At 37.0% G+C, this 1695-nt stretch carries 1 protein-coding gene; it reads left to right on the top strand.

All coding sequences use genetic code 11. The annotated features are described in order from the left end of the window. Positions 1-291: 291 nt before the first annotated feature. Positions 292-1695 (top strand): isoleucine--tRNA ligase (locus tag ENL20_03745; protein HHE37669.1); only part of this gene is annotated, 1404 nt, incomplete at its 3' end.

Raw genomic sequence — 1695 nt, 5'->3', positions numbered from 1 at the left:
ATGAATAAATTATCTCAAAAACAATAAATAATATTTGACACAAATTCCTGCTATAAAAGTTGTTGAGCAGTTTTATAAAGATTATTAAAAAAAGGAGATTGCGATGAGTAACAAGTTTGGTGTTGAACATACTAACTGTTGCTGTCGCTTTTCTATTCTTCTTAACATAAGTTTTTAAAAACCAATATCTTAATAACGCTTTTCATAGCAAAATCAAAGATAAATTAAGAAAAATTTGAATTGGAATATTTTTATATTCTGATCAAATTCTATAAAAAATAGGAGTTTTTTATGTATAGAACAATTGATCCAAAAGAAAAAATATGCGATATGGAAAATAGGATCAGAAAATATTGGGAAGAGCATCAAGTCGATAAAAAAAGCGAATCATTCCGGGAAGGAGCAAAAAGATTCGTTTTCTTTGAAGGACCTCCGACTGCCAACGGAATGCCGGGAATCCATCATGTTATCGCGCGTACTTTGAAAGACACTGTTTGCCGCTATAAGACGATGAAAGGTTTCCAGGTAAAGAGAAAAGCAGGTTGGGATACACATGGCTTACCGGTCGAGATCGAAGTCGAAAAACAACTCGGTCTTTCAGATAAAAAAGAGATCGAAGAATACGGTCTGGAAAAATTCAATGATAAGTGTAAACATTCTGTCTTTTCTTATGAAAAAGAATGGCGGGAAATGACGAAAGCAATGGGTTATTGGGTAGATTTGGAACACCCATACATAACACTTGAAAATGATTATATCGAAACCGTCTGGTGGATCCTTAATGATTTTTACAAAAAAGGATTGATCTACAAAGGTCATAAGATCGTTCCTTATTGTCCGAGTTGCGGTACTCCTCTTTCCAGCCATGAAGTTGCTCAAGGATATGAAGAAACAGAAGATCCCTCGGTTTTTGTTGGTTTTAAGGCAAAGGATGAAAAAGATACCTATTATCTCGCCTGGACAACAACACCCTGGACTTTGATCTCGAATGTTGCTCTTGTTGTTCATCCTGATGAAAAATATGTGAAGATCAAGTTGGGAGAAGAATATCTCATTCTCGCCAAAGCCAGGTTGGAAGTGATCATAGAGAAATATGAAATTGTGGAAGAATATCCGGGTAAAGATTTAGAATTCAAAGAATACGAGCAGCTCTTCCCATTCGTAGTTCCTGAAAAGAAAGCATTTTATATCGCAATTGCCGATTATGTTACCATGGATGACGGAACCGGGATCGTTCATACTGCTCCAGCATTCGGTCAGGACGATTATAATTTGGGAAAGCAATATAATTTACCATTTATCCAACCTGTTGACGGAGCCGGAAAATTCACATCTGAAGTAACGGATTGGGCTGGAGAATTCGTCAAAGATGCTGATAAAGGAATCATTCGCAACCTGAAAGAACGAGGTTTGTTATATAAAAGAAAACAGATCACTCACAGCTATCCGTTCTGCTGGCGCTGTAAGAGTCCACTCATTTATTATGCTCGTAGCAGTTGGTATATCAAAACCACCGAATATAAGAAACAGTTACTGGATAATAACCGGAAAATTGCCTGGTATCCTCCTTTTGTGGGAGAGAAGAGATTCGGTGAATGGTTAGAAAATAATGTTGATTGGGCAATTTCCCGTGATAGATTCTGGGGAACTCCGCTCAATATCTGGGTTTGTGAAAATTGCGGAGAAATGGAAAGT

Source organism: Candidatus Cloacimonadota bacterium (assembly GCA_011372345.1).
Classification (GTDB): domain Bacteria; phylum Cloacimonadota; class Cloacimonadia; order Cloacimonadales; family TCS61; genus DRTC01.
This window is presented reverse-complemented; position numbering and strand designations above follow the sequence as displayed.